Genomic DNA, 17,264 nt, shown 5'->3' on the forward strand with positions numbered 1-17,264 from the left:
CGGATGGCGGTCGTGGTGCCCGCCCACGACGAGCAGGCGTTGCTGCCCGGCTGCCTGGCCTCCGTCCTCGACTCGCTGCGGCACCTGCCGGTGCGTTCGGAGGTGATCGTGGTGGCCGACGACTGCCGGGACGCCACGGCCGCCGTCGCCGCACGTCTCGGTGTCGTCGTGCTGACGGTGCGGGCCGGTAACGTCGGCCGGGCGCGGGCCGCCGGCATGGCGTACGCGCTGCGCAACGGCCCGCAGGGGCTGTGGCTCGTCACCACCGACGCGGACAGCCGGGTGCCCCGCCGGTGGGGCGGCTGGCAGTTGCGTCACGCCCGCGCCGGCACCGACCTGCTGGTCGGGACCGTACGGGTCACCGACTGGGCGTCCCGCTCCACCCGCGTGCGCGAACGGTTCGAGACCCGGTACCGGCAGGGGCTGACCGACGCCGGCCACCGGCACGTGCACGGTGCGAACCTGGGCTGCGCCGCCGCCGCGTACGAGCGGTTGGGCGGATTCGCCGACCTGCGCCACGGTGAGGACCACGACCTCGTCGAGCGTGGTCGTCGACATGCCATGCGGGTCGTCGCCGACGCCGGCTGCGCGGTGCGGACCAGTGCCCGCCGCCATGGCCGGGCCCCGCACGGCTTCGCCGGCTACCTCGACGCCCTCGACGACCGGCCGGCGGCCCCCTCGACGGTGGAGCCGGAGCGGACGCCGTGCGGTGGGTGAGCCTGACGTGACGACCTGCCCGGCGCCCAGCGGTGCGCGTACCGGAAAGGGCGGCGTCGCTCCCGGCCGGGGTCCGGTCGGACCCGGCCGGGAGCGACCGGTCAGCCGATGCGGCCGGCGCGCAACCAGGTGGTGCTCGCCTGGCCGCTGCGGCAGGGCATCCGGCCGAACGTCGGCGTGAGCAGCATCGCGCAGCTCGACGAGGCCGTGGACGCGGTGCACGTGCCGCTGGAGGACGGGCACATGGCCCGGCTGGCCGGCGCCCGCTGAACAGGAACGGGAGGTACCGGCTGGATCATCTTCCGCCGAGCCGGTGCCTCCGTCGGGCGACGGAGGCACCGGCCGGTCCGGCGGAGCGTCAGGTGGCGAGGGTGGCCAGCGGCTTCAGGCCGTAGGTGCGGGCGTATCCGTTCTCGGTGCCCACGACCAGGTCGACGACCTGGAAGTAGCGGTCCCAGAAGGGGGTCTCGCGCAGGGCGTCTATCAGCAGGCGGTAGGCGTCGTGGTCGTCCGCCTCCCAGACCCAGATGTCGGTGACCCGCGCCGAGTAGAACTCCGTGTCGTAGAAGCGGGAGCGGACACCGCGGGTGCGGGCCTGGATGACGGGCAGAACGTGGGTGGTGAAGGCCTGGACGCGTTCGGCCACGGTCATCGCCAGCCACTCGGGGGTGGTTTTGACCAGCATGAAAGCGGTGACCGGCGGATCGGTTCGCTCAGTGGGCATCGACGGCCTCCTGCGTGGTGAGGACGGCGGGCCGGAGCGTTCGGGCGCACCACTGCGCGAACGCGGTGGCCGGCCCCGCCTGCGGTGCGCGCTCGACGCCTGCGTCCAGGCCCTCGTCCTTGGCGCGTTTCATGTCGACCATGGCCTCGACGAACGCCGCGTTGAGGCCGTAGCCGAGCATGGTGGAGCGCAGTTCGTCGAGCGACTGACGCTGGTAGCGGACCGGACGGCCCAGTTCCTCGGTCATGATGCGGGCCAGGTCGTCGGGCGAGAGGTCCTGCGGGCCGAGCACAGGGACGTCGCCCACACCGGTCCAGGAGCGGTCCAGCAGCAGCCCGGCCGCGGCGGCGGCGATGTCGGCGACGGCCACCATGGGGGCCGGACGGTCCGCGGCGACGGTGTCGGTGAAGACGCCGTCGTCGCGGATCGCGTCGACCTCCTCCAGCAGGTTCTCGAAGAAGGACGGGCAGGCCAGGGCGCGGTAGGCGACGCCGGAGCCGGCGATCAGGTCGTCCATGGCCAGGGAGGCGGTGACCAGCCCGGCCCGGGCGGCCTGCGGGGTGCCACGGCCGAGCGCCGAGACGCCGACAACATGGCCGACGCCGCTGGCGGCGAAAGCCCGCGCGGCCGGTCGGGTGAAGCCGCTGTAGGCGTCGTCGGGCGTGACGGAGGCGTCCGGCGGCACCAGCCAGAACACGGCGTCCGCTCCGGCGAAGGCACGCTCGACGGTCGCGGCGTCGCCGTGCGAGCCGACGACCACCTCGACCCGTCCCCGGACGTCTTCGGGCAGCCGGGCCGGATCCCGGACGACGACACGCAACTCCTCACGGCCGGCCGGTGCGGCCTCGATCAGCAGCGACAGCAGTTGCCGCCCGATGTTCCCGGTGGGACCGGTAATCACGATCATGAAACCTCGATTGTCGGATCGGCAGGACCCACCCATCGTGCGGACGGGCACCGCATTGCCACAATGGGAACTTCAGCACCCAATCATTGCCTGAAGTGGAATAAATGCGGTGAGCAGCCCAGCCCCGAACCTCGACGCCAACCTCGCCGTCGCTCTCGACGCCCTACTGACCGAGCAGAGCGTCACCCGCGCCGCCGCGCGGCTGCAGACCTCCCCCGCGGCGATGAGCCGTACCCTGGCCCGGTTACGCCGGGTGCTCCGAGATCCACTACTGGTGCGGGCCGGACAGCGGATGGTGCCCACTCCGCGCGCCGAGGCGCTGCGGGACGAGGCCGGCGCGGTGGTACGTCGCCTGGAGGCGTTGCTCGCCCCGAGCGGCGGAATCGATCCTGCGGCACTGCGGCGCACCTTCACCGTCCAGGCCGCGGACCTGGTCGGTGCCGCAGTCGCGCCCGGCCTGCTCCGGCTCGCCCGACGCCGGGCACCGGGCGTTTCGCTGCGGGTGCTGGCTGAGGAGTGGGAGGCCGGCCCCGCGCTGCGTGACGGACGGATCGACCTGGAGATCGGTGCCATCGACCACGTCGACCCGGAGACCCGCGTCGAAGAACTCGTCACCCTGCGGATGGCGGCCGGTGTCAGGGCCGGGCACCCCCTCACCGAGGGAACTCTGACCGCCGCCAGGCTCGCTGCGGCCGAGCACGTGGCGGTCAGCCGCCGTGGACGTTTTGCCGGTCCGCTGGACACGGCCCTGGCCGCGCAGGGGCTCAGCCGGCGGGTCAGCGCCGTCCTGCCCGGACACCTGGCCGCGATGATGCTGGCCGCAGCCGAGGACGTGGTCTGCCTGGTGCCGACCGCGCTGCCGGGTGAGCCTTCGTCACGGCTCAGCGACGCGGCGCACGCGCTGGGACTGCGCCTGCTGGAGATCCCACTGCCACTGCCGCCGCTGACGATCGGCATGGCCTGGCACCCACGGCACAGCGTCGACGGCGCCCACCAGTGGCTGCGTGACGCCGTGCGCCACGTGCTCCGTCCCGTCGGAGCGGAATAGGACCTGCGCATCAGGCCGCGTAGACGTGCCCGTCGGGGCGAGCCGCACCGCTGTGGGAGACCTGGACGGGGCGGCGCGTCTGCGTGTGCGGATGCGGCGGATCACCGGTGACGGCGGGACATCCACTGCCAGATGTGGGTGCCGTCGAGGCTCGGGTCGTTGCGGGCCACGTAGATCCAGGAGAAGTGACCGGGGAACCGGTAGCCGTTCCAGACGACCTGGTCGTACAGGGTGACCAGGGATCCCGGGATCAGGTCGTGGGCGTGGACCGTGTTGGTCTCCGGCGGCACGGTGTCGTCGTCGAGCGAGGTGACCAGCCAGGTCGGGGTGTGGATCGCCGCCAGTTCCGCGTCGGTGATCAGCGGCGGGCCCTGCCCGTCGAGTGGCTCGACGACGCCGCAGATCGGCACCGACGCGGCGAACAGGTCGGGATAGGCGACGGTCATCTCCAGGGACATGTATCCGCCGTTGCTGCACCCGACCACGTAGATCCGGTCGGGGTCGACGCGCTCACGGCGTACGAGGTCCTCGACGATCTCGCGGATCAGCGGGGCGAACCGGGGACCGTCCTCCATCCAGTAGGAGGTGCTCTGCGGGGCGACGACGTACGCGTCGGAGAAGATCCGTTGCGCCTGCGGGGTGGCGAAGCCCAACGCGCCCCGGTTGGCGCGCAGCGTGGTCTCGTTGTCGTAGTAGCCGTCGGGCAGGGAGGCGCCCTCGCCGGCACCGTGCAGCCAGAGGATCAGCGGTCGCCGGCCACGGTGCGGTGAACGCTTCGGGGAGTACAACCGGTACTTCATGCCGGAGCCCGAGACGTGGTGGCTGAAGGCGTCCACCTCGGGGTTCGACAGCCGCCCCTGGACGAAGTCGGTGATGGTGACGGGTGGGCCGTGCCGCCGGGCGAGCGGGGTGTTCTGCGTGATGGTGTAGACGAGGTCCAGCCGGACGTTGCGCCCCTTGCTCAGGATGTAGCCGAGGGTGCCGCCGCCGAGTTGCCCTTCGCCGTGGCTCAGGTCGAGCACGATGTTTCCCTGCCGGTCGAGCCGGGCTGCGGTCACCGTACGGTCCAGGTCGTACTCGCTGAAGATCAGGTCGCCGGGAGCGATCGGGATCGGGCTGGTGGCCCTGGCGTGCACGGTGAACGTGCCGGGGTGGAGCCCGGCGGCGTCGATCGGCCCGAGCCGGCGGGTGTCGAGGGTGACCGAGGTGACCTGTTCGCCGCCGTCGAGCGTCGTCGCGTCGAGGGTGAAGCTGACGCTGGGGTGGCGGCCGCCGGCGTGGGCGGCAGGGCCGGGCAGCGCGAGGCCGATGGCGGCGCCGGCGCCACCGGCCAGCACGGTGCGGCGAGTGACCGACGTGGACATGCGACCCCCGACAACTATGTAGACGTCTGTCGATAGAGGGTCAACGTAGCGTCGGGGAGATCCGCTGGCAACCGGCCACCGGCGACGTAACGACGCCCGGTGGTGATCCGCTGCGTTCATCGACATGGCTCCGGCCCGGGCGCACCGGCCGGCCGGAGCCGGGATCTCCGGTGGGACGGGTGCCTCAGCCCCCGTTCTGTTCCTGGAAGTCGACGATGGCTTCGCCGTTGTCGCGGGCCCAGTCGGTCAGGACCGTGATCGGCCCGACCAGGGTCTGCCCGAGTGCGGTGAGGCTGTACTCGACACGCGGGGGAGCTTCGGCGTACGCGCGGCGGTCGACCAGACCGTACGCCTGCAGGCGGCGCAGGGTCTGGGTGAGGACCTTGTGGGAGACGCCGCCGATGAGGTCGGCCAGCTCGCCGGGGCGTCGGGGTTGCAGACTGAGCGCGAACAGCACGATCACCGCCCACTTCTCGGTGATGATCTCGACGGCCAGGCGGGTGGGACAGTCGGCGAGGAAGACCTGACCGTGAGCGTTGGGCACAGGGCCAAAAGTTACCAGCAGGTTCCTATCGGCTCCGTAGCGTTCCCCGGTGACCCCATCAGGAGCACAGGGAGCCCTCCATGCCACGAGTAGTCGTGTTCGACGAGACCGGCGGTCCGGACGTTCTGCGCGTCGTCGACGAGCCGGTCGTCGAGCCCGCAGCCGACGAGGTCCGCGTACGGATCGAAGCCTTCGCCGTCAACCCGATCGATCAGCTGGTCCGGGGCGGGCAGTCCCCACGGCCCGTGCGGTTGCCGCACGCACGGCTGGGCGTCGAGGGAACCGGTGTGATCGACACGGTCGGGTCCACGGTGACCGGGCTGACCGTCGGCGACCCCGTCATCCTGGGTGCGATACCCGACTTCGAGACCCGAGGCGCGTACGCCGAGTACACCACGCTGCCGGCCGACCGCGTGGTGCCCCGGCCCGCCGGGCTGGAGCCCGTCGATGCGGCGGCGCTCTGGGTGTCGTACTTCACCGCCTACGGTGCGCTGGTGGAGAGGGCCGGAATGCGACCCGGGGACCGGATCCTGATCACCGCCGCGTCGGGCGGGGTGGGGCGGGCCGCGATCCAGATCGCCCACCAGATCGGCGCGGTGCCGATCGCGGTCACCCGGCGCAGCGCCAAGGTGGACGGCCTGGTGGCCGCCGGGGCCGCCGCGGTGATCGCCACCGACCGGGAGGACGTCGCGGAGGCGGCCCGGCGGCACACCGGGGGAGCGGGCGTCGACATCGTCCTGGACGCCGTCATGGGCCCGGGCCTGGCCGCACTGTCGCTGGCCGCGAAGCTCGGCGGCACCCTGGCCACGGTGGGCTGGCTGGACCCACGGCCGGCGTCGTTCCCGGCGAATCCGTCGCTGACCATCCACCGCTACATGAGTCTCGCGGACATGGTCGACCCGGTGACCGCCCGGCGGGTCGCCGCGTTCCTGACCGCCGGTGTCCGCACCGGCGTGTTGCGGCCGGTGGTGGACCGGGTGTTCACACTGGACGACATCGTCGAGGCCCACCGGTACCTGGAGCAGGGAACGGCGGCCGGCAAGATCGTGGTGACGCCGTAGTCGTCGGCCTGGCCAGCTGCCCCGCCTTGCCCCAGAGGCTTCGTCTCCTGTCGCAACGGCCGTCACGGGGCAACAGCCGCCTTGCGCAACACCCATGGCTGCCGACACCCCGGTTACGACGTGGCGGCTGGTGAACCTGGTCGAGGAGGATGTGCAGCGGATCGAGGTGCATGCCGAGCTCGGGTTCGCGGATGCGGCAGGAGGTGCCGAAATGCTCGGGCAAGGATCTCCCGGGTCGGCGCGGACTTGCGGTTCCTGGCTGAGCCGCACCGTCGGTACGGGTCGATGATCTCTCTAGGGGGCAGCGCCGGGGCGGCGTGATCGCGGAGCGTCGGCGAGGTGAGGTAGAACCTGCCTCGGGTGTCGCCGTGCTGTTCGAGCATGCCCGCTCGGACGAGGTGGCGAAGGTCGCGGGTGGCTTGGTCGTCGGTGAGGTTCTCGTCGCGCTGGTATACGGTGCGGCGGACTCGACCGCCGGTGGCAGCGATGTGGATGTATCCGGGGCGGAAGCGGCCGGCCACTTGCTGAGGTCGTGGCGGAGCATCATGAAGTACAGCGCGTTGAGCAGCATGTGCTGCCAGGCGAACTCGTGCGAGCGGGCGAGTTGTTGTACGTAGGTGAGGGCGTCCCGGTAGCCGGTGATGACCTCCCAGGTCTGTGGGTTCGTCTCTACCGGTTCGTCGCCGGCAACGGCTGCGGCGGCGTCGTCCAGGGATACCTGGTAACCCTCGATCGAATTCGAGCCCTGAATGGCGTGGGCTATCAGGGTGCGTCGGAATTGACCTGCCCAGCGGTGCGGCTCGGCGATCTGGTACCGCAGGTTGTCTCGCATGGTGTCCAGTTCGCCGAGGACGCGCCTGTCGTCACCGGCGAGAGCGGGTGTCCTGTACAGGTGCCCCTGGTGGCGCGAATCGGGCCCGGCACTCGGCTCCGATGCAGGATCTAGGTGGCTACCGCGCCCGGCTGGTGCTGGGCGGCCGTGGTGACCAGCGCGTCCAGTAGGGCGGGTGTCACGGGTTCGCCCGTGACGAGCACCCGGAAGTGGATCGGTCCGACCGTCTGGTCGACGAGGAGGTCGACGTCGGTGTCGGCGGGCAGTTCGCCGCGTGCCGTGGCCCGGTCGAACGGCACCCGGTCGCGGGCGCGTAGCCGGGGCAGAACCTCCGCGCGTAGCCGGGTGGCCAGGTCGGGGTCGTGTTGGGCCTGGCCGGCCAGGGCCCGGAACACCGCGCCGGAGTCGGACACCTCCAGGAAGCGGACCAGTTCGTCGAGGTGGGCGCGTAGGTCGGTGCGGAAGGCGCCGGTGTCGGGCAGGGTGAGTTCCTGGGCGCTGTCGGCGGTGAACGCGTCGACCAGGATGTCGGTCTTGGAGCGCCACCACCGGTAGATGGTCTGCTTGGCGACGCCGGCCCGGGCGGCGATGCCTTCGATGGTGACCTTGGCGTAGCCGATCTCGGCGACGAGGTCGTCGGCCGCTTGGAGCACGGCCTCGCGGGCCGCCTCGCTGCGGCCGTGCCGGTTGCCGCGGTGCATCGGGCGCTCCTTCCCGTGAGGTGTCTCTCCCGTGTGATCCACGTCTTCCGAGACGCTACAAGACCCACGTATTCCCTAGACGCAACGTTGCGTCTAATCTACCCTTCATGACGACGACACTGCACGACCCGGCGGTCCGCGACCTGATCGTCCGGCTGTTCACCGAGGCCGAGCGCGACGACGAGCGATCGCCGTGCCGGCCCGCCCCCACGGCCACCCCCCAGGAACGTTCCGACCTGCTCGAAGACGTCTACATGCCGATCTCGGCCCGCGGCGGCGACCTGCTCTACGCCCTGGTCCGCGCGGCCCGACCGCAGACGGTGGTCGAGTTCGGCACCTCGTACGGGATCTCGACGCTCTACCTCGCCGCGGCCGTGCGGGACAACGGGACCGGGCACGTCACGACGACCGAACTCAGCGCGACCAAGGTCAGGGCGGCCCGCGCCACCATCGAGCAGGCCGGGTTCAGCGACATCGTGACCGTGCTCGAAGGTGACGCGCTGACCACCCTCGGCGCGATCGGCGGCCCGATCGGCCTGGCGCTGCTCGACGGCTGGAAGGAGCTGTGCCTGCCCGTCCTGCGCCTGCTTGAGGACCGGCTCGCCCCGGGCGCCCTGGTCGTCGGCGACGACTCCACGTTCGAGTCGATGGGCGACTACCTGGCCTACGTCCGCGACCCGGGCAACGGCTACGTCAGCATCGACTTCCCGGTCGAGGACGGCATGGAACTCAGCTGCTGGACGGGCCGCTGATCACAGATCGGCTGGGGCGCGTCGGCGGGGCGTGGCGCAGCGTTGACGCCCAGGCGGCGGATCGCCCCGGCGCCCCCGCCGCCGACATCGACACGGGACCCTGGCCGACGTCCCGAACGCTGTCCGCTTGCCGGGTCAGTCCGGTGGTGCTGTGCCCGGTGAGATCGCGTCCCGGACGCACCCGGCCAGGAGCCTGCGCCGCCGCTCGTGGTCCTCGTCGGGTTCGTCGGCGGTCGCGGCGTGCACGATGCTGGCCGCCGACCAGGCGAACGCCATGCTGAGGACCAGGGTGAACAGGTCGGAGGGATCGCCCGCGCGGACACGGCCGGCGGCCTGCGCCCGGGCGATCCCCGCCAGCTTCGACTCGTGGTCGGCGGCCCGGCCCAGGCTGCCGGTGGGCCGCCGTTCCAGGCGTAGCCAGGTCAGCAGTCGAACCAGTTGAGGGTCGCGCAGGTTCGCGTCGTACATCGCCACCGCCGATGCGGGCAGGTCGTCCGCGTCGAACGCGACCACGCTCATGAGCTGGTCCGCGCGGTCGGCGATGACGGCGTCGAACAGGCCGTCCTTGTTGCCGAAGTAGCCGTACACCTGGGCCTTGTTCGTGCGGGCCGCTGCGGTGATGCGGTCGATCCTGGCTCCGGCGATGCCTCGTTCGGCGAACTCGACGGCGGCGGCGTCCAGGATGCGGCGGCTGGTTGCCGCGCCTTTGGCGGTCACGGGCCCTGACGACATGCGCCAACTCTAACAAACCGACGAGTCGGTTGCTTTCGGCGTGCCGGCTGGCTAGGTTCAAAAAATACAGAACGGTTTGTTTGGAAGGGGTGTCCATGAGGACGACCATCGGCTGGCAGAGCGTGGACGGCACCGTCGCCCTGCAACGGGCGACGATCGAGCGGCGGGACCTGCGCAGCGACGACGTCGCGGTCCGCGTCGACTACTGCGGCGTCTGCCACAGCGACCTGCACCTGCTCAGCGGCATGATGCCGCACTACAAGAACGCCGCCGGCGTGGTGCCCGGCCACGAATTCACCGGCACCGTCACCGCCGTCGGGCCGGCGGTGACCCGCTTCGCTCCCGGCGACCGGGTCGCCGTCGGCACCCTCGTCGACTCCTGCGGGACCTGCTCCATGTGCCAGGTCGGCCAGGAGAACTTCTGCCTCGAACGACCCACCAGCACCTACGGCAGCCCCGACCGGCTCGACGGCACCATCACCAAGGGCGCGTACAGCCGCGAGTACGTACTGCGGGAGAAGTTCGCCTACCAGCTGCCCGCCGGCCTCGACCCGGCCGGCGCGGCACCGCTGATGTGCGCCGGCATCACCATGTGGGAGCCGCTGCGCGCGGCGGGAATCGGCGTCGGTAGCCGGGTGGCGGTCGCCGGCCTCGGCGGCCTCGGCCATCTGGGTGTCAAGCTCGCCGCCGCACTCGGCGCCGAGGTCACCGTGCTGAGCCGTAGCGCGGGCAAGGCCGACGACGCCCGCAAGCTCGGTGCCGTCGATCTGCTCGTCACGACCGACGACGCCCGGCTCGCGCGGGCCGCCAGCAGCTTCGACCTCATCCTGGACACCATCTCCGGCCCGCACGACCTGTCGCCGCTGCTGCGGCTGCTGACCCTCGACGGCACCCTCAGCGTGCTCGGCTTCCCCATGCAGACACCGGTGAACCTCATGGAGCTGACCTTCGGCCGCAAGAAGCTCAGCTCATCGGGCACCGGCGGCACCAGGCACACCGCCGACCTGTTGTCCTTCGCCGCCGAGCACGACATCACCGCCGACATCGAACTGCTGCCGTCCGCCCGGATCCACCAGGCCCTCGACCGGCTCGCACGCGGCGACGTCCGCTACCGCTTCGTGCTGGACCTCGCCGACCTCGACTGAGACGCCACCGGTGTCCGTGCCCGCGTCGACCGGGGCCGTCCGCCGATACGTTCTGCTCGTCGGCCGCGTGGGCCGAGACAGCGGCGCGCCCGGCCGTCGCCGTGGGTGCGGCGTGGGCGACCGTCCTCGTACGGCCGGGCGCGCGACCCGACCCACCCCGGACACAGATCTCATTGCTTGTTCCGGTGCCCGGTGGCGGGAGCGCGCCCGGCCAGCCCGGTGATGAACGCGACGATCTCGTCGGGGTTCTCCTCGGCCATGAAGTGTCCGCTGTCGGTGGCCTGGTAGGTGAGGTCCGGGGCCCATGCGCGCCAGAGCGCGGAGGCGTCGAAGCCGAGCTGGGAGCCCCAGTCCTGGGAGATGACGCCGACGGGCATCGTGAGGTGTGCGCCGCGTTCACGGTCGGCGATGTCCATGTCGAGGTCGATGCTGGCCGTCGCGCGGTAGTCGGCGACGATCGAGTCGATCGCGGCGACGGAGCTGTCGACGTAGTGGTCGCGCTCGTCGCGGGTGAAGGTGGTGCCGGTGGGGTCCCAGGCGTCGAGGAAGGAGCCGAAGAACTCGGGGCCGACGGCGGCGATCATCTTCTCGGGCAGGCCGGCCGGCTGGGCCATGAGGTAGAGGTGCCAGGCGACCTTGGCGTTGACGCCGTGCAGGACGGCCCACGTGTCCAGGGTCGGCAGGACGTCGAGGATGCCGAGGTAGCGCACCGCTTCGGGGTGGTCGAGCCCGGTCCGGACGGCGACGAGGGCACCGCGGTCGTGGCCGATGAGCCCGAAGTGGTCGAAGCCGAGCTGGCGGGTGATGGCGATCACGTCGTTGCCCATCGTGCGCTTGGAGTAGGTGTCCGGGTCGTCGGCGACGGGCTTGCCGCTGGCCCCGTAACCGCGCAGGTCGGGGACGATGACGGTGTGGTCGGTCGCGAGTTTCGCGGCGACGTGGCGCCACATGTAGTGGGTCTGCGGGAAGCCGTGGAGCAGCACGACGGCCGGCCCCTGGCCGCCGACGGCGACGTTGAGGTCGACGCCGGTGTCGCCGGTGACCGTGCGGTAGGTGAAGTTGTCGATCACGAACGGTGTGGTCATGAATCCTCCCGGATCGGGTCGGTGGTGCGGGTTTCGGGATGGCCGGAGAAGAGGCCGGCGGGCAGCGTGGTGCCGCTGGTGGCGGAGGCGACGAGCGCCGGGATGATCACGGTGTCCACGAGTGCGGACAGGTGGGCGTCGTCGACCGCGAGGCCGTTCGCGTGCCGGAGCAGCAGCACCGACCCGACGACCTCGTCGAAGGCGAACGGGCTCGCGCCGGTGGGCAGCTCGCCACGGGCCACCGCGGCGTCGATGACCGCCTGCGGCAGCCTGGCACCCGTGGGGCCGGCGGAGCTCTCGATGGCGTCGCACAGTTCGGGGTCTTTCAGCCCGGCCTGGAGCAGCATCAACGCGGTGCCGATGTCGGCGGCGGCCATCGTGCGTTCCAGCCGCCGGGCCAGGATCAGCAGGTCCTCGCGCAGGGTGGCCCCCTGCGGTAGCGGGGATGTCGAGTGCCGGGCGGGCCCTGCCTTCACCGCGGCGATGACCATGTCCCGCTTGGACCCCCACCGCCGGTACAGGCTGGCCTTCGACGTCTGGCAGCGTCGGGCCACCGCTTCGAAGGTCACGTCCTCGTACCCGTCCTCGGCGAGGATGTCGAGGACGGCCGCGGTGATCCGACGCTCAAGCTCGGCATCGCGCGGCCGTCCCCGGGCCCCTGACGATTCTTCATTACGATACGCCACGTCCCGTATCGTATCTCAGGGTGTCGGGACCGTCGACCGGCGGCCCCCGGTCGGCGCGTTCAGTTGCCGACGCCGAGGCTCGCCATGAACGCCGCCGGGTAACGGTCGCCGCGCGCGGCGCCCTTCGGCACGGCCGCCTCGATCTCTTCGCGGTCGCCGGCCGACAGCGGCACGTCCAGCGCCGGCAACGCCTCGGCCAGCCGCTGCCGGGTGCGCGCACCGACCAGCGCAACGATGGACGGGTCCTGCGCCGCCACCCAGGCGATCGCCAACTGCGCCACCGTGCACCCCTTCGCGTCGGCGACCCGGCGCAACGCCTCCACCAGGGCCAGGTTGTGCGACGCGTTCCCGGCGGAGAAGCGGGGAGCGTGGTTACGCGGATCGTCCGCCCGCCCCGGCACCCAGTTCCCCGAGAGCAGGCCACGGCCCAGCACCCCGTACGCGGTCAGCCCGATGCCCAGCTCCCGCAGCGTGGGCAGCACGTCGGCCTCGACCGCACGCGACAGCAGCGAATACTCGATCTGGAGATCAGCAACCGGGTGTACGGCATGCGCCCGGCGGACGGTCTCCGCGTCGACCTCGGAGAGCCCCACGTACCGTACGTAGCCGGCGTCGATCATGTCCTTGATCGCGCCGATCGTGTCCTCGACCGGCACCGACCGGTCGAGTCGGGCCGGCCGGTAGATGTCCACGTGGTCGACGCCGAGCCGGGTCAGCGAGTAGCTCAGGAAGTTGCGCACCGAATCCGGGCGGGAGTCCTGGCCGGCGAACCGCATTCCCGGCCCCACCTGCTGCCCGAACTTCACGCTCAGCAGATAGCTGTCCCGGTCGCGTCCCCGCAACGCCTCCGACAGCAGCAGCTCGTTGTGTCCCATGCCGTAGAAGTCGCCGGTGTCGATGAGCGTGACCCCCGCGTCCAGCGCGGCCCGTACGGTGGCGATGCTCTCCCCACGATCGGCCGGCCCGTACGCGCCCGACATGCTCATCGCCCCCAGCCCCACCGCGGAAACCGTGGGACCCGTGTTGCCCAGCGTGCGTGTCTGCATCGAAACTCTCCCTCGTCGGTCGATCTCGGCTCCACCGTGCGTCGCTTTCCGGCCCGCCGGCAGCGGAGCGTTTGTCGTGGGAGCGCCGCTCCCTGGCTCGGTGCCGGCCCCGGGGGCAGCATGGAGGCATGCAGCGTGAGCAGCTCGCCGACTTCCTGCGACGCCGGCGCGAGGCCATCCGCCCCGCCGAGGTCGGCCTCGTCGACGGCCCCCGCCGCCGCACCGCCGGCCTGCGCCGCGAGGAGGTCGCCATGCTCGCCGGCATGTCCGTCGACTACGTCGTCCGCCTTGAGCAGGGCCGCAGCAGCCAGCCGTCGACCCAACTGCTCGGCGCCCTGGCCCGGGCCCTGCGCCTGACCGACGACGAGCGCAGCCACCTGTTCCACCTGGCCGGCCACCAGCCGCCACCCCCCGAGGGTGTCGCCCGCCTGGCCCGAGCCGGCCTGGTCCGCCTGCTCGACCTGGTGGGCGACACCCCCGCCATGGTCCTGTCCGACCTCGGCGAGGTCCTGGCGCAGAACCGCATGTCGATCCTGCTCGGCGGCGACCACACCGGGCTGACCGGCGACCGCCGCTACGTCGTCTACCGCTACTTCACCGACCCCGCCGTCCGTGACCTCCACGGCCCCGAGGAATGGCGGCGGCACGCCCGTCAGCAGGTCGCCGACCTGCGTGCGGTGGCCGGCCGGCGGGCCGGCGACCCGACCGTGACGGGCCTGATCGAACGGTTACGGGCGGCGAGCGACGACTTCCGGCGGCTGTGGGCCGAGCACGAGGTGGCGGTACGCCGGGCCGACCGCAAGACGTTCAGGCATCCGCGCGTGGGTCACCTCACGATGGACTGCGAAACCCTGGTCACTCCCGATCTCGGCCAGCAGTTGCTGGTGCTGACCCCGGCCGACGCCGAGGCCAGGGAGCGGCTTGAGCTGCTGCGCGTGCTGGGGGTCGAGGAGTTCCCGGCCGGCGTGCCCCACTGACGGCGATGAACGCGTCCACCCTCGACCCGGCTCGGGTGAAGTGTCTGCTCCCGAGCCGGTTCGTTCAGGCGGGCGAGGTCGGCCAGGGCGACAGGTGGGCGCGTTCGCCCTGGGCGCCGAAGAGCGTGAGCAGCTCTGCGGGCTGGGAGTCGGCGCTGCCGATCTGGTGCGGGACACGGGTGTCGAACTCGGCGGCTTCGCCGGGGCCCAGCCGGTATTCCTGGTCACCGAGGATGAGCCTGACCTGTCCGTTGAGCACGTAGAACCATTCGTACCCCTCGTGGGTCTGCAGTGTCGTCGTGGCCGATCCACCGGCCGGTGGGTAGATCACTTTGTAGGCCTGGATGCCTCCGGGACGTCTTGTCAACGGCACGACGGTGAAGCCGGACCGTCGTACGGGCCGTAGGTGGATGCGTGGATCGCCGGTGGGCGGGGCCGCGACCAGTTCGTCGAGCGGGACGCCGTGCGCCCGTGCCAGCGGCAGCAGTTGCTCCAGTGTCGGGCGCAGTTTCCCGTTCTCGAGACGCGACAGCGTGCTTGCGGTCAGCCCGGTCTCTGCCGCCAGGGCGGCCAGGGAGATGCCCCGGGTCTTGCGCAGCGCGTGCAGGCGTGGGCCGACGCCCGCAAGGACGTCGTGCGGCGTGACGTTCATGAGCCCATGATGCGGATCCGCAACGTTTCTCGCCAATAGGCAACGCCGCTGGTGATGCTGGTGGCGGAGGTAAGCAACCGATGCTCACATCAGCAGCAACTTCGCGACCGGCGGCCCGGTGGCCGCGCACCGTCGCAGCCGTCACGGCCGCGCTCGTCCTGACGACAGCCTGCACGACCACCGGCGGCGGGGCGCGGGACACGACGTCGCGGCAAGCGGACGCCACCGCCGCGACAGGTCACGACGCGGCCACCCGGGATGACGCCGCGTTCAACCGTCAATTCACCCACGAGACAGCCGACGTCGACGGCGTGACGATGCACTACGTCACCGGTGGCACCGGCGAGCCGCTCGTCCTCCTGCACGGCTGGCCCCAGTCGTGGTACTCGTGGCGCGAGATCATGCCGGCGCTCGCCGAGAAACACACCGTGTACGCGCTTGACCTGCCGGGACTCGGCGACAGCGAGGGCGCGCCGTCCAGCTACGACAAGGCCACCCTGGCCCGCCACGTCCACCGGCTGCTCGCCGGCACACTGGGGCTGAACAAGATCAACCTGGTCGGGCACGATCTCGGTGCCGGTGTGGCGTTCCAGTACGCCGCACAGTTCCCGGCCGAGGTCGTCAGGTACGCCCACCTCGACTACCCGATGCCCGGCCCCGCCCTCAGCGCGAACGCCTACCGGCAGGCGAGCTGGCACATGTCGTTCCACGACCAGGACGGGTTCCCCGAGCTGCTGGTCGACGACGACGTACGAAGCTATCTGTCTCTTTTCTACGGGTATGTTGCCTATGGTGGGACCAGCTTCGGCGGGCCGGGTGCGAAGGCTCCTTTCACCGCGCAGCAGATCGACGAATACGCCCGCACGTACCAGCGCCCACAGGTGCTCACCGGTGGGTTCGAGCTCTACCGCACCCTGGACCAGGACGAACGGGACAACAAGGCCGTGAAGCCGATCAGCATGCCGACGATGCTGCTGACGGCCGAGGGCACGCTCGACTTCACCCGTTCGACGGTCCAGCCCCTCATGTCCAACATCACCCGCGCCGTGGAGGTGCCCAGGGCCGGGCACTGGCTGATCCAGGAGAACCCGGAATTCGTCACCACCGAACTGGTGACGTTCCTCGCGAGGGGAGCGGACCGGTGACCGGTGCACCCGATGCCGAGTCGTTCTGGGAACAGCACCACCGCGCCCGGCGCGGCGGCTCCGCTGGGAACCCCAACCCGGTACTGGAAGAGACAGCCGGGACACGGCATCCCGGCGACGCCCTCGACCTGGGATGCGGCGCCGGCGGCGACACCATCTGGCTCGCCCGGCACGGCTGGCGGGTCACCGCCGTGGACATCTCCAGCGCCGCCGTGGAACGGGTGCGCGCACGCTCCCGGCAACTCGGCATCGACAGCCGGGTGACCGGCGAACAGCACGATCTGGCCCGGAGCTTCCCCGACGGGCAGTTCGACCTGATCTCCGCGCAGTACCTGCACACCCCCTTCGCGCTGGATCGCACGCGAGTCCTGCGTACCGCGGCGCACGCCCTGCGCCCCGGCGGTCATCTCCTGATCGTCGACCACGGCTCGACCGCACCCCGGTCATGGAACAAAGATGCCGACACGCAGCACCCCTCACCCGGCGAGACCGCGGCCGAGCTCGCCCTCGACCCGGACCGGTGGTCCGTCGTACGCGCCGACACGCCGCACCGCCGGGCCACCGGACCGGGGGGCCGGACCGCCACCGTCACCGACAACGTCCTGCTCATCCAACGACATGATCGGAAAAGCTGATGCCGCCAACCACCCGAACCAGGAAACGCAAGGACACCGGTCCCGCGTGGACCGCCCCCGGGGAGAAGGACACTCTGGTCGGCTTCATCGACTACCTCCGCAACGCGATCATGGACAAGGTCGCCGACGTGCCGGAGCCCGAGGTCCGCACCGCCGAAGTGCCCTCCGGCACCAACCTCCTCGGGCTGATCAAACACGTGACCGCCGTCGAGAGGTTCTACTTCCTCGAAGAACCGATCACCAACATGCGCCGCACCTTCCGGCCCACCCGTGACGAGACCGTCGACGGCCTGCTCGCCCGCTACCGGGCAACGATCGCGCAGGCGAACCAGGTCATCGACACCTGGACCGATCTGACCCGCCCGGCACCCCGGCCGCCGGGCCGCGCCCTGCCGCCGTCGCAGCGATGGGTGCTGGTCCACATGATCGAGGAGATCGGACGGCACGCCGGGCACGCCGACATCATCCGCGAGAGAATCGACGGAGCCACCGGCCGCTGACAGCCACTGCA

Annotated in this window: 21 protein-coding genes; 11 read left to right on the forward strand and 10 right to left on the reverse strand. The window is 71.2% G+C overall.

The window, feature by feature from the left end:
- Positions 1 to 3 precede the first annotated feature (3 nt).
- A complete protein-coding gene (locus tag H1A17_RS00985) occupies positions 4 to 717 on the forward strand; it encodes a glycosyltransferase (protein WP_228542670.1) in 714 nt (237 codons plus the stop codon).
- Positions 718 to 825: 108 nt separating this feature from the next.
- Positions 826 to 987, forward strand: coding sequence for a hypothetical protein (locus H1A17_RS00990; RefSeq protein WP_194820781.1), 162 nt, complete (start codon positions 826 to 828; stop codon positions 985 to 987).
- An 88-nt stretch (positions 988 to 1,075) separates the two neighbouring features.
- On the opposite strand, the gene H1A17_RS00995 is transcribed toward H1A17_RS00990, so the two are convergent.
- Together H1A17_RS00995 and H1A17_RS01000 are read right to left on the reverse strand one after the other, a co-directional pair.
- Positions 1,076 to 1,441 (reverse strand): darcynin family protein, encoded by a 366-nt coding sequence (locus tag H1A17_RS00995; protein ID WP_194820782.1) that lies wholly within the window; start codon positions 1,439 to 1,441, stop codon positions 1,076 to 1,078.
- Positions 1,431 to 2,348, reverse strand: a complete 918-nt coding sequence (locus H1A17_RS01000) for an NAD(P)H-binding protein (RefSeq protein WP_194820783.1) — start codon at positions 2,346 to 2,348, stop codon at positions 1,431 to 1,433. The genes H1A17_RS00995 and H1A17_RS01000 overlap by 11 nt, the downstream gene beginning before the upstream one ends.
- 109 nt (positions 2,349 to 2,457) lie before the next feature.
- On the opposite strand from H1A17_RS01000, the gene H1A17_RS01005 reads away from it, so the two are divergent.
- Positions 2,458 to 3,396 (forward strand): LysR substrate-binding domain-containing protein, encoded by a 939-nt coding sequence (locus H1A17_RS01005; RefSeq protein ID WP_309236655.1) that lies wholly within the window; start codon positions 2,458 to 2,460, stop codon positions 3,394 to 3,396.
- Positions 3,397 to 3,497: 101 nt separating this feature from the next.
- On the opposite strand, the gene H1A17_RS01010 is transcribed toward H1A17_RS01005, so the two are convergent.
- Both H1A17_RS01010 and H1A17_RS01015 read right to left on the reverse strand, forming a co-directional pair.
- Positions 3,498 to 4,760, reverse strand: a complete 1,263-nt coding sequence (locus H1A17_RS01010) for a prolyl oligopeptidase family serine peptidase (RefSeq protein WP_194820784.1) — start codon at positions 4,758 to 4,760, stop codon at positions 3,498 to 3,500.
- Positions 4,761 to 4,944: 184 nt separating this feature from the next.
- On the reverse strand, positions 4,945 to 5,304 hold the full coding sequence (locus tag H1A17_RS01015) for a helix-turn-helix domain-containing protein (RefSeq protein ID WP_145919036.1): 360 nt from the start codon (positions 5,302 to 5,304) through the stop codon (positions 4,945 to 4,947).
- Positions 5,305 to 5,384: 80 nt separating this feature from the next.
- On the opposite strand from H1A17_RS01015, the gene H1A17_RS01020 reads away from it, so the two are divergent.
- Positions 5,385 to 6,365: a zinc-dependent alcohol dehydrogenase family protein gene (locus tag H1A17_RS01020; RefSeq protein ID WP_194820785.1), complete on the forward strand. Its 981-nt coding sequence runs from the start codon at positions 5,385 to 5,387 to the stop codon at positions 6,363 to 6,365.
- A 368-nt stretch (positions 6,366 to 6,733) separates the two neighbouring features.
- Positions 6,734 to 6,982 (forward strand): hypothetical protein, encoded by a 249-nt coding sequence (locus tag H1A17_RS01025; protein ID WP_194820786.1) that lies wholly within the window; start codon positions 6,734 to 6,736, stop codon positions 6,980 to 6,982.
- Between the two features lie 325 nt (positions 6,983 to 7,307).
- Here H1A17_RS01025 and H1A17_RS01030 read toward each other — a convergent pair whose 3' ends face one another.
- The gene (locus H1A17_RS01030) at positions 7,308 to 7,898 is read right to left on the reverse strand and encodes a TetR/AcrR family transcriptional regulator (protein WP_145919038.1); all 591 of its coding nucleotides are present in this window, start codon (positions 7,896 to 7,898) and stop codon (positions 7,308 to 7,310) included.
- 107 nt (positions 7,899 to 8,005) lie between these two features.
- Here H1A17_RS01030 and H1A17_RS01035 point away from each other — a divergent pair, with 107 nt between their 5' ends.
- On the forward strand, positions 8,006 to 8,650 hold the full coding sequence (locus H1A17_RS01035; RefSeq protein WP_145919039.1) for an O-methyltransferase: 645 nt from the start codon (positions 8,006 to 8,008) through the stop codon (positions 8,648 to 8,650).
- 135 nt (positions 8,651 to 8,785) lie between these two features.
- On the opposite strand, the gene H1A17_RS01040 is transcribed toward H1A17_RS01035, so the two are convergent.
- Positions 8,786 to 9,382, reverse strand: a complete 597-nt coding sequence (locus H1A17_RS01040) for a TetR family transcriptional regulator (protein ID WP_194820787.1) — start codon at positions 9,380 to 9,382, stop codon at positions 8,786 to 8,788.
- 95 nt (positions 9,383 to 9,477) lie between these two features.
- On the opposite strand from H1A17_RS01040, the gene H1A17_RS01045 reads away from it, so the two are divergent.
- Positions 9,478 to 10,527 (forward strand): NAD(P)-dependent alcohol dehydrogenase, encoded by a 1,050-nt coding sequence (locus tag H1A17_RS01045; RefSeq protein WP_145919041.1) that lies wholly within the window; start codon positions 9,478 to 9,480, stop codon positions 10,525 to 10,527.
- 170 nt (positions 10,528 to 10,697) lie between these two features.
- On the opposite strand, the gene H1A17_RS01050 is transcribed toward H1A17_RS01045, so the two are convergent.
- The 3 genes from H1A17_RS01050 to H1A17_RS01060 are packed head-to-tail and all read right to left on the reverse strand — an operon-like array spanning position 10,698 to position 13,344.
- The gene (locus H1A17_RS01050; protein ID WP_145919042.1) at positions 10,698 to 11,612 is read right to left on the reverse strand and encodes an alpha/beta fold hydrolase; all 915 of its coding nucleotides are present in this window, start codon (positions 11,610 to 11,612) and stop codon (positions 10,698 to 10,700) included.
- Positions 11,609 to 12,298: a TetR/AcrR family transcriptional regulator gene (locus H1A17_RS01055; RefSeq protein ID WP_145919043.1), complete on the reverse strand. Its 690-nt coding sequence runs from the start codon at positions 12,296 to 12,298 to the stop codon at positions 11,609 to 11,611. Before H1A17_RS01055 ends, H1A17_RS01050 begins: the two co-directional genes overlap by 4 nt.
- A 59-nt stretch (positions 12,299 to 12,357) precedes the next feature.
- Positions 12,358 to 13,344, reverse strand: coding sequence for an aldo/keto reductase (locus tag H1A17_RS01060; protein ID WP_194820788.1), 987 nt, complete (start codon positions 13,342 to 13,344; stop codon positions 12,358 to 12,360).
- A 128-nt stretch (positions 13,345 to 13,472) separates the two neighbouring features.
- On the opposite strand from H1A17_RS01060, the gene H1A17_RS01065 reads away from it, so the two are divergent.
- Positions 13,473 to 14,321: a helix-turn-helix transcriptional regulator gene (locus tag H1A17_RS01065; protein ID WP_145919045.1), complete on the forward strand. Its 849-nt coding sequence runs from the start codon at positions 13,473 to 13,475 to the stop codon at positions 14,319 to 14,321.
- Between the two features lie 64 nt (positions 14,322 to 14,385).
- On the opposite strand, the gene H1A17_RS01070 is transcribed toward H1A17_RS01065, so the two are convergent.
- A complete protein-coding gene (locus tag H1A17_RS01070; RefSeq protein ID WP_194820789.1) occupies positions 14,386 to 14,973 on the reverse strand; it encodes a helix-turn-helix domain-containing protein in 588 nt (195 codons plus the stop codon).
- Between the two features lie 80 nt (positions 14,974 to 15,053).
- Between H1A17_RS01070 and H1A17_RS01075 the strand changes: the two genes are divergently transcribed.
- Genes H1A17_RS01075 through H1A17_RS01085 form a run of 3 tightly spaced genes read left to right on the forward strand, consistent with a single transcriptional unit; the run spans position 15,054 to position 17,253 of the window.
- A complete protein-coding gene (locus H1A17_RS01075) occupies positions 15,054 to 16,118 on the forward strand; it encodes an alpha/beta fold hydrolase (protein WP_145919047.1) in 1,065 nt (354 codons plus the stop codon).
- Positions 16,115 to 16,753: a bifunctional 2-polyprenyl-6-hydroxyphenol methylase/3-demethylubiquinol 3-O-methyltransferase UbiG gene (locus tag H1A17_RS01080; RefSeq protein ID WP_194820790.1), complete on the forward strand. Its 639-nt coding sequence runs from the start codon at positions 16,115 to 16,117 to the stop codon at positions 16,751 to 16,753. Before H1A17_RS01075 ends, H1A17_RS01080 begins: the two co-directional genes overlap by 4 nt.
- Entirely contained in the window at positions 16,753 to 17,253 is a 501-nt protein-coding gene (locus H1A17_RS01085) for a DinB family protein (RefSeq protein ID WP_194820791.1), read from the forward strand. The genes H1A17_RS01080 and H1A17_RS01085 overlap by 1 nt, the downstream gene beginning before the upstream one ends.
- The last annotated feature ends 11 nt before the right edge of the window (positions 17,254 to 17,264 follow it).

The sequence above is a fragment of the Micromonospora sp. S-DT3-3-22 genome (assembly GCF_015354745.1).
Classification (GTDB): Bacteria; Actinomycetota; Actinomycetes; order Mycobacteriales; family Micromonosporaceae; genus Micromonospora; species Micromonospora wenchangensis.

Excerpts from the sequence above, each read along its gene's own strand:
- H1A17_RS00985 (WP_228542670.1), top strand. The coding sequence starts at position 4 with ATGGCGGTCGTGGTGCCCGCCCACGACGAGCAGGCGTTGCTGCCCGGC.
- H1A17_RS00990 (WP_194820781.1), top strand. The coding sequence starts at position 826 with ATGCGGCCGGCGCGCAACCAGGTGGTGCTCGCCTGGCCGCTGCGGCAG.
- H1A17_RS00995 (WP_194820782.1), bottom strand. The coding sequence starts at position 1,441 with ATGCCCACTGAGCGAACCGATCCGCCGGTCACCGCTTTCATGCTGGTC.
- H1A17_RS01000 (WP_194820783.1), bottom strand. The coding sequence starts at position 2,348 with ATGATCGTGATTACCGGTCCCACCGGGAACATCGGGCGGCAACTGCTG.
- H1A17_RS01010 (WP_194820784.1), bottom strand. The coding sequence starts at position 4,760 with ATGTCCACGTCGGTCACTCGCCGCACCGTGCTGGCCGGTGGCGCCGGC.
- H1A17_RS01020 (WP_194820785.1), top strand. The coding sequence starts at position 5,385 with ATGCCACGAGTAGTCGTGTTCGACGAGACCGGCGGTCCGGACGTTCTG.
- H1A17_RS01030 (WP_145919038.1), bottom strand. The coding sequence starts at position 7,898 with ATGCACCGCGGCAACCGGCACGGCCGCAGCGAGGCGGCCCGCGAGGCC.
- H1A17_RS01035 (WP_145919039.1), top strand. The coding sequence starts at position 8,006 with ATGACGACGACACTGCACGACCCGGCGGTCCGCGACCTGATCGTCCGG.
- H1A17_RS01040 (WP_194820787.1), bottom strand. The coding sequence starts at position 9,382 with ATGTCGTCAGGGCCCGTGACCGCCAAAGGCGCGGCAACCAGCCGCCGC.
- H1A17_RS01045 (WP_145919041.1), top strand. The coding sequence starts at position 9,478 with ATGAGGACGACCATCGGCTGGCAGAGCGTGGACGGCACCGTCGCCCTG.
- H1A17_RS01050 (WP_145919042.1), bottom strand. The coding sequence starts at position 11,612 with ATGACCACACCGTTCGTGATCGACAACTTCACCTACCGCACGGTCACC.
- H1A17_RS01060 (WP_194820788.1), bottom strand. The coding sequence starts at position 13,344 with ATGCAGACACGCACGCTGGGCAACACGGGTCCCACGGTTTCCGCGGTG.
- H1A17_RS01065 (WP_145919045.1), top strand. The coding sequence starts at position 13,473 with ATGCAGCGTGAGCAGCTCGCCGACTTCCTGCGACGCCGGCGCGAGGCC.
- H1A17_RS01070 (WP_194820789.1), bottom strand. The coding sequence starts at position 14,973 with ATGAACGTCACGCCGCACGACGTCCTTGCGGGCGTCGGCCCACGCCTG.
- H1A17_RS01075 (WP_145919047.1), top strand. The coding sequence starts at position 15,054 with ATGCTCACATCAGCAGCAACTTCGCGACCGGCGGCCCGGTGGCCGCGC.
- H1A17_RS01085 (WP_194820791.1), top strand. The coding sequence starts at position 16,753 with ATGCCGCCAACCACCCGAACCAGGAAACGCAAGGACACCGGTCCCGCG.